We start from the raw sequence: 9,973 nt of genomic DNA on the forward strand, positions 1-9,973 counted from the left end.
GTTTCCGGTTTCGGTGAAACGCGAGATTCCGGTTTCGGTTGAATCGGAGTTTCGGGTTTCGGGGAAATTCTCGATTCAGTTTCGGGAGATTCCGGTTTCCGTTGAATCGGAGTTTCGCGAGATTCGGTTTCAGGAGATTCCGGTTTTCGTTGAATCGGAGTTTCCGGTTTCGGTGAAACGCGAGATTCCGGTTTCGGTTGAATCGGAGTTTCGGTTTCGCGAGATTCGGGTTTCGGGGAAATTCTCGATTCCGTTTCAGGAGATTCCGGTTTCGGTGAAACGCGAGATTCCATTTTCCGTTGAATCGGAGTTTCGCGAGATTCGGGTTTCGGGGAAATTCTCGATTGGGTTTCGCGAGATTCGGGTTTCCGCTGAATCGGAGTTTCGGGAGATTCAGTTTCGCGAGATTCGGGTTTCCGCTGAATCGGAGTTTCGGGAGATTCCGTTTCAGGAGATTCCGGTTTCGGTTGAATTCGAGATTCGGGTTTCGGTGAAACGCGAGATTCCATTTTCCGTTGAATCGGAGTTTCGCGAGATTCCGGTTTCCGCTGAATCCGAGATTCAGTTTCGGGAATTTCCGGTTTCCGCTGAATCCGAGATTCCGGTTTTAGCGAAATCCTCGATTCGGGTTTTGGCGAAATTCGAGATTCGGTGTCGCGAGTTTCGGGTTTCGGGGAAACTGGAGTTTCAGTTTCGGGAATTTCCGGTTTCCGTTGAATTGGAGTTTCAGGAATTTCCGGTTTGGGAATTTCCGGTTTTGGCGAAATCCTCGATTCGGTTTCGGGGAATTTCGGGTTTCGGGGAAATCCTCGATTCGGGTTGGCGAGATTCCGGTTTCGGGGAAACTGGAGTTTCAGTTTCGGGAATTTCCGGTTTCCGTTGAATTGGAGTTTCAGGAATTTCCGGTTTGGGAATTTCCGGTTTCGGGGAAATCCTCGATTCGGTTTCGCGAGATTCGGGTTGGCGTTGAATCGGAGTTTCAGTTTCGGGAATTTCCGGTTTGCGTTGAATCGGAGTTTCGGTTTCGCGAGATTCGGGTTTTGGTGAAATTCGAGATTCCGGTTTCCGCTGAATCGGAGTTTCGGTTTCGGGAATTTCCGGTTTCGGGGAAATCCTTGATTCGGGTTTTGGCGAAATTCGAGATTCGATTTCGGGAATTTCCGGTTTCGGGGAAATCCTCGATTCGGGTTTCCGTTGAATCGGAGTTTCGGGAGATTCAGTTTCGGGAGATTCCCGGTTTCGGTTGAATTCGAGATTCGGGTTTCGGTGAAACGCGAGATTCGGGTTTCGGGGAAATTCTCGATTCGCGAGATTCGGGTTTCCGCTGAATCGGAGTTTCGGGAGATTCCGGTTTCGGGGAAATTCTCGATTCGGTTTCGGGAGATTCAGTTTCGGGAGATTCCGGTTTCGGTTGAATTCGAGATTCGGGTTTCGGTGAAACGCGAGATTCCGGTTTCCGCTGAATCGGAGTTTCGGGAGATTCAGTTTCGGGAGATTCCGGTTTCGGTTGAATTCGAGATTCGGGTTTCGGTGAAACGCGAGATTCCGGTTTCCGTTGAATCGGAGTTTCGCGAGATTCGGTTTCAGGAGATTCCGGTTTTCGTTGAATCGGAGTTTCCGGTTTCGGTGAAACGCGAGATTCCGGTTTTCGTTGAATCGGAGTTTCGGGAGATTCGGGTTTCGGTTGAATCGGAGTTTCGGGAGATTCAGTTTCGGGAGATTCCGGTTTCGGTTGAATCGGAGGGGTTGTCGAAAATCGATCGATATCCTTATATATAGTGTCTGTTTTTGGCGACGGCGACACCCACGAACGATCGCCAACTCGACGACTGAGGAGAGAGGGACTCGACACAGCGATCGATCTCGCCGAAGCCAGGGGTTTCACCGACGCAATCTCTTCCAAGGGAAGATTTTCCCAATTCGAGGGTGGTGAAGTTTTCGGGTCGGAAACCCTCTCGGGAAATGCTGGCGAAGTGGCCTCGGACCCCCCGTCAACCGCCACCCGCGACAGCAGCGGCGAAGACACCCCCAAGGACCGCCACTGTCCCAACGGCGATCGACCTCCCCACAGAGGCGATGGCTGTAACGGATGATGTTGTCCCAGGGGTTTAAAAGAGAGCATCGCCATTTAAACCTTTAACTGAAATATCCGCTGTTGTCCCGTTGTTTCAGCCGTTCGATCGCTCCTCCTTGGAAGTTTTTCGAGACTTTCAACCCTTCGTAAGCTAAGGTCAATTCTTCGATCGCCACGCCGTTGGCGTCCGCTTGGAGAGCCGGAGTCGTCCATTTGACGGGAACTGCGGCTTTCAACTCCCAGGATTGCATAGTTTCCCCGGCTTGGTTAAACAGCAATATATTGACGTTGCGACGTTCGGGACGTTGTTCTTCCAACGTCTTCGCAATCCAATCCCAAAACGTCAAATCGTTGGTCATTCCCCGCTTCAAGGTCACGTCGTTAAACTTGGCTTGACCGAGTAAAATTCGCTGTTGGTCGTTGAGTCCTCCTTCAAAATGGGGTTCGGTAGAAATTTCCACCCCCAACCCGGAACATTCGCTAAAACAGGCGGTAATGTTGCTCTCGATTTCGACGTAAAAGCGATTCGCCAAAACGTAATTGAGAGCCTGTTCGGTTAACAAGTCTTCCGCCGCTCGCGTCGCTCCGTGGGTTGGTCCCGAACTGGGAATATTTCCGTTGTAATTGACCATTTTACTGTCCCCAATATTGCGGTTGGCGATCGCGTTGGTTTCGTAACTCTTCGGCGAGTAACTCGTAGACGCGATCGCTGAGTTTTCTTAATAAAATCGGGTCCTCGAGAATCTGTTCGATCGCTCGAGTTTCGGGTTGAGACTTGGATTTAGAAACGGACATTGCTATCAGGCTGAAGATAAACTCGCATTCGAGAGGGGTGTATGTCTAGTTTAGGCGATCGCACTAAGATTGTTCTGGAAATTGACAGAATTCTTCCCCCGGAATTCGACAGGGAACCAATCCCAAGGCTCTCAACAAACTCTGTCCTTCATCTGTCGTCATTAACTCCACAAATAACGGCGGCGTCTCGTTTCCCGTTTCTCGATAGGCGACGACGCGATAGGATAAAGGATACGCTCTTTCTCGAACGAGTTTATTGAAATTGGCGGTATATCCGCCTTTATCGTCGCACAAATCGGTTTGCGGCGTAATGGGTTTTCCGTAGGTATCTACAAAGGCTTGAACGGTTCCGTTTTCTCCCACGATCGCCAAGGGATATACAGAACATTGTCCCATCACAAAACTCAGCGGTGCAAAGGCGATCGCGGCGTCGTTCGCTTTCGCTACTTCTTCCAAAATGTTATCGACGGCTCGCGAATTTTCAACCACGGTGTTCGCCAGTTCTCCAAATAGCAAACCCTGGAACAATTTCACAAATTCAGCATTTCTCGGACGCAACAGGACAATCTCTTTATTGAAATTTTCCACGCCTTCAATTTGATTCCATTCTTGAAGGGTTCCTCGATAGATTTCCTGCAACTGTTCTCGGGAAATTTTTCCGTTCAACACCTCTGCTAATTTCGGGGAAACCAAGGCGACTAAACCATCGTAAGCAATTATCGATCGCGCCATATTTCGTTGGTTAAAAATCTCGGCGCGATCGTGAGTAATTAACAGTCTGTCTCCGAGGGAAAGTTCGTTAAATCGATTAAAGTCTGTGAGTCGCCAATTCCATTCAATTTTATTGCCATTGCCTTGACGTTTCCTCAATTCTGTGTTAAAGCTAGAACTTTCTAAAAAATACTTCCAAATCGACGTATAGTAAATCGTGAAATCAGATGGAATTAAATCTTGCTGAGAGGCGAGATCGATCGCCTTCGCCATCTGACAGCGATCGATATCTCCTTCCCCATCGAAACAGCCTTGGCTGAAATCGTGATAAACCGCTTCTTCAAGGAGTGTCACGTTCGCCGTCGCCAACTTGCGAGTCAACCACCATCCCCAACTACCAAACAGCACAATTGGCAGTAAAATATAGAAAATCGATCGAATTTTCTTCAATCCCTCTTTTCGAGGCGTTTTCTCTAATTCAACTGACTCGACAGGCGAGATCGCCTGCGGTTCCACTTCCCAAAACTTCCGAGTAGGAATATCGAGTTCGATGAGATATTTTTGCGCCGCTCTCGCACTCTCAAACCTCCCCTCAGCGACATCGGCGAGATAATCCTGTAACGCCGTGTCGCTGGTAGCATAGCGTGGCGACAGCAACTTAGATATCGCTTTCCCCACCGTGACGATATCCCGTTTCTTTTCGTTCGGCTGCGCCAGCCGTTTTTTATTAGCATCAACCGAGATTTTACTCGACTCTAAATCTGTGGTATAATGAGGAGATATTGCATTTTTATGTCACAGTCCTAACTGCCACAAATAGACTTTTTCATCTTCAGAAAATAGAAGCGTATCGAGGGATAAATTGCCGTGGGCAACGGGCAAGTCTTCCCCATAGCGCAATCGATTATGTAAATAATCGAGACTTTGCCAAATATCTTTTAAAATACTATCAATTTCAACAGGCGTAAAAGGACGCAAAACCCGAGAAAGTGTTGTCATTTTCTGCGGATCAATTTGAGTATTATTTAAGTCGTAAACCAAGTAAACCGACTGGGCGTCGTCAGATAGTTCGACAAACGCCTTCGGTAAAACAATGCGAAATTTCAGAGCCAGTCGATATTCACTTTCTCGCAAAGAATTCGACGCACTAAACTTAGAAAAAACCCGATCGGGCTTCTCAAAGCGATCGCGAGCCATCTTTTCGATCGCCACCGGAAAGCGAATAGTTTCCCCATCCGTTTCCGTCCCATACCCCCCATAAATCTCTTGGCCTTCAACCGTTGCCAAGTTCTCCGTCGTCAAGACATACTGACGGTTTCCAACCGCTAAAACTCGGTCTTCCAAAACCGAACTTACCGAAGAAACATCCCCCGTCAACGCCGCAGTTTCTGCCGCGCTAGAACGGCCATTTTCCGAAGTTTCAGGAAGCCGTAAAGCGGGGTTTTTTTTCTCGTCCGGCGCGTTCAACCAATTCGTCCCCCATTGCCGCGCAAAACGCCAAGAAAACGCCACCGGATTGCTGGCAAAACTGCCCATTTGACGGGCTTGAACCTCCGCTTGATAAAAGGCTTGCCGACATTTTTTAATCTGACTTCTAATCCATTTCATCGAACCCTTTCCTCCCCATCTTGCGACGTCGTTCCCAAACTTTGTAACAATCGATCGCGTAACTGTCGGGCGGCGTTATAGTCTGGTTTCAATTGCAACGCTTCCTCCACCAACACCAACGCTTCCGTCACCGTCGCCGAATCCGGCGTCTCCGACGCCACCACAGTCGCCCATTCATAGAGCGTTCTCGCCCGTCCGCTAACCAAACGAGCCTGTATCGTGGAGTTATCCTGAGAAACCGCCTCAGAAACCTGCTGTTGCGCGCGATCGAACGCCTGCAACGCCTCCGGAAAATCCCCGTTCGCCATCAACGCCAGCCCGTAATTGAACCAAACCTCAACCGAATCCGGCGACAGCGACACCGCATCGCGAATCGCGTCCACCGCCGCCTGACAGCTTCCCGCCGCCGCCGCACAGCCTTGAGAATGCCAATAGGCTGCACTTTGATTGAGAAAAAGGTTCGCACAAATCCGGCGGTGTCGCGTTTGTACCGCCGTCGCCGCCCCCAAATTCCCCAACAAAAACTCACAAGCGTTCCTCACCCCATCTCGTCCCTCCTCCAGCGGACGAAACGCTTCCGGCGGAAGATACAAACTATAGGTATTCAGAGCCATTTCATAGGCATTTATCGCCGCCGAATATTGCCCTTGGGCGCTGAGAATGCGACCGTAATTAAACCAAGCTTGGGGATAATTACAAGCGATGTCCGCAGCGTCCTTATCGTTGAGGCGAACCCCCACCAGCCGCACGCTTTGGGGACTCAACGCCAATTGCGCGTAAAGTCGGGCGTCGCCGTAGCGTCCCAAATACCACAAACTCACCGCCTTGTTGTTAAGGGCGCGACGGTAGCGATCGAGCCTTCGGGTAAAATCCCGTTGAACGATGGGTGTCAAATTACCGTGACACCGCCGTAGGGGGTCTTCCGGCGGATTGAGAAACCGAGGATCGATGGTAGGAAACGCCACCGACGCCTCGGCGGGGGAACCGTCTTTCGGAGGCGCGTAAACCCGCGTCGAGAGGGGATAATCGTAGAGGGCGATGGCCCGTTCCACCGATTCCAACGCCCCCTCGTAGTCTTCCAACCCGATGAGGGCTGCACTGCGTTGGTTCCAGGCTTGGGCGACGTTTTCGATCTCCCACTCGAGATCGCCGTTTAACGCCCCCTCGCAGGATTCGAGAGCCGTCTGGTACTCTCCCAACAGATTCAGGACTTCGCAGCGATAGGCCAGGGTTTGCGAGGCGTCTGGGGCGAGTTCCAAGGCTTGGTTGTAGGAGGTGAGGGCTTTTTCCGGGCGATCGAGAACCTGCAACACGATCGCCTGACGAGTCCACACCTCGGGGCTTTGCGGGTCGATAGCCAACGCCCGTTCGTAGGAATTAACCGCCGCTTCCCAATAGCGGGCGCCGAGGCGAAAATTGGGCTGTCGCGCGGCCCAGGCTTCCAAAACGCCCCCTCGATGGCGCCAAGCGATCGCCCGGTTAAATTCGCCCCAATTGCGATCGATCGCCAAGGCCGCCTCACAACTGGCGAGGGCGTCTTCGTAGAGGCGATCGAACAGAATCCCCTCGGCCATTTCCTGGGTAAGAATCCCCTTCAACTGCTGAAACCGTCCGATTTCCGTCAACACCTCGCAATGTTGCGCCCAAGCCAAAGCATAATCCCCTTCCAGGGTCAAGGCCCGTTCGTAGGACACCGCCGCCTCGTCGAGGTCCCACAAAACCGCTTCCAAATCCGCGATCGCCGTTTCGTAGAGAGGACTCGTAAGGTCTTTGGGGTCAATTCCCGCCACCGAAACCAACAGTCGATCGCGCAAATCCCGCGTATCTCGGGCGATACGACGAGCGCGATCGCGCAACGCCACCGCCCGCACCCGCCAGGCCTCAGCCGGAGAGCGATCGCCCCAGTTCCCATCCGCCTCTAACGCCCGTTCGCAGGCGGCCAGAGCCAGTTCCTGGCGTCCCATCCCCACCAGCACCTCGCACTGATACATCCACACCAGAGAATAGTCCGGTTCCAGATCGAGAACGTGGTTGTAGGAGGCGAGGGCTTCCTCGTAATTTTCCAAATCGCGCAAAACGTTCCCCCGACTCACCCAAACCGGAATCGTGCGCCGCTTGCGTCCCGGCTGCATTTCGATCGCCCGTTCGCAGGCGTCGAGAGCTTCCGGATATTTCTCCGAACGTTCCAACTCATCGCACAAATCCGCCCAGTAGTCGTAATCCTCGATCTCGAATTCGTCCACCCGGCGATCTTGGGCGGCGATCGGAATCGCCGTAACGCTGAGTCCGACTGCGAGAGCGATCGCGCCGAACCACTGATGAAATGCGGTCATGACCTTTCCATGGCGATCGATACTTAGTTCGCAACCACGAGAGACGCCCCTTTATACTCTCTCGGTCGAAATTCAGTATTTTTTCGGGATTCGCAACATAAATTTACATTTTTTCCTCAAAATCACTGAAATCGATCGAATAAATTGGGGGAGAAGGGGAGAGGGGGCATTACGGGATTAGAAACGGTTTGGTGAATGTAAAATCACAATATTTCTTCTCAAGCTTATTTTATCATGAAACGCCTTTTATCCTCTCTAATTTTGCCAATTCTTAGCATTTTGATCGTCCGACCTGCTTTCGCAGATCGGCTCGAACGATTATTAGAAGAAAGAGACTGTAATCGCTGTAACATCAGAAACACAGACCTAAGAGAACGATATTTTCGCGATGCAGAATTACGGCGAGTAAACTTTCGTGGAAGCGACCTAAGAGATGCCGACCTACGGAGTTCCAACCTGAACCGAGCCGACCTAAGAAACGTCGATTTACGCCGCACGGACTTACGGGGTGCCGACTTACGACAAGCCGACTTACGTTTTAGCGATTTACGAGAAACCCTGCTCGATGGCAATCGCCTGCCCCCAAAATGGCAGAGGGTTTGGGAAATCGTCAACGAACCCGAAACCGCCCGCCACTTAGCCAGAATCGACTTATCCGAAGCGAACCTAGAGCGATCGCTCCTCGACGGCGCGAACCTAAACGAAGCCAACCTGCGGCGATCGAACCTGCGAAACATCCGCCTGTGGGAAGCCCAACTGAACCAAGCCGACTTGCGCGACGCCGATCTCTTCATCAGCTACCTACGAGAAGCCAACCTCGCCAGTTCCGACTTACGGGACGCCAACCTCAACTGGGCGAACCTCATCGGCGCCTCCCTCAACGGCGCCGACTTACGAGATGCCGATCTCCGTCGAGCCGACTTACGGGGCGCGAGACTGAGTTGCAGCGAAACCGAAGACGGCGATACCGACTGCACGAACCTGCGGGGAGCCGATTTATTCGCCGCCGACTTGCGGGGGGCAGACTTACGAGACGCCGACTTACGCCACGCCGACTTACGACAAGCCGCATTACAGTCAGCCAACCTGAATCGAAGCGATCTCAGCCGTTTAGATTTACGAGGCGTCGATCTCGAAAACGCCTCCCTCATCGAAAGCGATCTCAGCCACGCCGACTTGAGTTTATCGAACTTAGAGGATGCCAACTTAACCGGCGCCGACTTACGGGATGCCAATCTCATGGGGGCGAACCTCTCCGGTTCCGCGTTGACGTTACAAGAAGCCAACCTCGCCGGGGCGAACCTGGAGGCGGCGAACTTATCCGGAATCGACTTACGGGGGAGCCACCTGCGTCACGGGCGTTTCCAGGGAGCGACACTCCAACGCACGAACCTCGAAATGGCAGATTTACGGGATACGAACCTACGAGGAGCGCAGTTACAAGAGGCGAACCTGCAATGGTCGAATCTAGAGCGATCGAACCTGCAAGAGGCCGACTTATCGGGAGCAGGATTGTTCGGCGCCAACCTCCGAGACGCCGATTTCCGCCAAGCGAACCTCAGCGGCGCCGACTTCAGCGGTGCCAACCTCGACGGTATCGACTTAGCCGAAGCGAACCTAGAGGGGGCGACCATCGCCCTCGAGTCTCTCCACGAAACCCGATATTGCGGTGCCATCTTGCCCAACGGTAGCCCAGCCCTCCCCTGCGACGTGCGATCGCGTCCCGAAGGATGGTAAAGTTTTGTGAAAAAATCAGTGTTTTCCCGTAAAAACTGCTGCGATCGCCCCGAGAGATTAATGAGGAGATGATGGGATGAGGAGATGATGGGATGAGGAGATGATGGGATGAGGAGATGTACGTTGTCGGTGCGTGACGATTTCTGGGTCTCAGGTTCGACACCCGATTTTTCAAGTCACGCACCCTACTATCTATCAATTCTCAATTTCTTGCTCTCATCACCCCGATCGCACCATCACCCCGATCGCACCATCACCCCATCACCCCGATCGCACCATCACCCCATCTCCCCGGCTATGACTGCTCCCGAATTCCCCTATCCCCACCCCGAACCCCTGTACCGCCTGGACGTTTACGACGGGTTGACGATTAACGCCGCCCGTTGGAACGACGAGCGAGAATACCATCGGCGACGCCAGAACGTTCACTATCAGGGACTTCACGAACCGGGTATCCTGTCGGGGTTGGGGGTGAGAATTTTGCAACCGTCGGAAATTCCCGACGAGATGTCTCGGGAAAACGTGCGTTGGGTGGAAATCGAGCCGGGACTCGCTCTCGACCTGGAGGGAAACCCCATCGTCATTCCTCGGGAACCGCGACCAGATCGCTGTTTTCCCATTCGCGATCCCATCGACGAAGCCGATCGCGAAATGACCGGGACACCGACAAGCCCCGTCCTTCCAGGGCGGGGTGAGAGATGTTGCGGCTTCAGCC

9 protein-coding genes and 2 pseudogenes are annotated in these 9,973 nt (G+C 52.6%); 4 read left to right on the forward strand and 7 right to left on the reverse strand.

The genetic code is table 11. The annotated features are described in order from the left end of the window. Positions 1-509 (reverse strand): annotated as a pseudogene (locus ACP5D4_RS19435) (hypothetical protein); the annotation flags it as partial. Between ACP5D4_RS19435 and ACP5D4_RS19440 the strand changes: the two are divergent. Together ACP5D4_RS19440 and ACP5D4_RS19445 are read left to right on the forward strand one after the other, a co-directional pair. Then, the gene (locus tag ACP5D4_RS19440; protein ID WP_428013270.1) at positions 491-883 is read left to right on the forward strand and encodes a hypothetical protein; all 393 of its coding nucleotides are present in this window, start codon (positions 491-493) and stop codon (positions 881-883) included. The pseudogene ACP5D4_RS19435 and the gene ACP5D4_RS19440 overlap by 19 nt on opposite strands. Position 884: 1 nt before the next feature. Further along, on the forward strand, positions 885-1,247 hold the full coding sequence (locus ACP5D4_RS19445) for a hypothetical protein (RefSeq protein ID WP_428013271.1): 363 nt from the start codon (positions 885-887) through the stop codon (positions 1,245-1,247). On the opposite strand, the gene ACP5D4_RS19450 is transcribed toward ACP5D4_RS19445, so the two are convergent. The 6 genes from ACP5D4_RS19450 to ACP5D4_RS19475 all read right to left on the reverse strand — a co-directional run bounded on the left by ACP5D4_RS19450 (position 1,217) and on the right by ACP5D4_RS19475 (position 7,521). Further along, on the reverse strand, positions 1,217-2,122 hold the full coding sequence (locus tag ACP5D4_RS19450) for a hypothetical protein (protein WP_428013272.1): 906 nt from the start codon (positions 2,120-2,122) through the stop codon (positions 1,217-1,219). The genes ACP5D4_RS19445 and ACP5D4_RS19450 overlap by 31 nt on opposite strands. Positions 2,123-2,136: 14 nt before the next feature. Further along, positions 2,137-2,706, reverse strand: coding sequence for a phage tail protein (locus ACP5D4_RS19455; protein WP_428013273.1), 570 nt, complete (start codon positions 2,704-2,706; stop codon positions 2,137-2,139). A gap of 1 nt (position 2,707) precedes the next feature. Next, complete coding sequence (locus tag ACP5D4_RS19460; protein ID WP_428013274.1) at positions 2,708-2,869, reverse strand: hypothetical protein; 162 nt, start codon at positions 2,867-2,869, stop codon at positions 2,708-2,710. Between the two features lie 63 nt (positions 2,870-2,932). Further along, positions 2,933-4,258 carry a substrate-binding domain-containing protein gene (locus ACP5D4_RS19465; RefSeq protein WP_428013275.1) on the reverse strand — a complete coding sequence of 442 codons (1,326 nt, stop codon included), beginning with the start codon at positions 4,256-4,258 and terminating at the stop codon, positions 2,933-2,935. 117 nt (positions 4,259-4,375) lie between these two features. Then, positions 4,376-5,188 carry a hypothetical protein gene (locus ACP5D4_RS19470; protein WP_428013276.1) on the reverse strand — a complete coding sequence of 271 codons (813 nt, stop codon included), beginning with the start codon at positions 5,186-5,188 and terminating at the stop codon, positions 4,376-4,378. Then, positions 5,185-7,521 (reverse strand): tetratricopeptide repeat protein, encoded by a 2,337-nt coding sequence (locus tag ACP5D4_RS19475; RefSeq protein WP_428013277.1) that lies wholly within the window; start codon positions 7,519-7,521, stop codon positions 5,185-5,187. Before ACP5D4_RS19475 ends, ACP5D4_RS19470 begins: the two co-directional genes overlap by 4 nt. Before the next feature lie 234 nt (positions 7,522-7,755). Between ACP5D4_RS19475 and ACP5D4_RS19480 the strand changes: the two genes are divergently transcribed. Further along, positions 7,756-9,258, forward strand: coding sequence for a pentapeptide repeat-containing protein (locus ACP5D4_RS19480; protein ID WP_428013278.1), 1,503 nt, complete (start codon positions 7,756-7,758; stop codon positions 9,256-9,258). 297 nt (positions 9,259-9,555) lie between these two features. Further along, a pseudogene (locus tag ACP5D4_RS19485) lies at positions 9,556-9,973 on the forward strand (hypothetical protein); the annotation flags it as partial.

The organism is Baaleninema sp., from assembly GCF_049974805.1.
Taxonomy (GTDB): domain Bacteria; phylum Cyanobacteriota; class Cyanobacteriia; order Cyanobacteriales; family Geitlerinemataceae; genus Baaleninema.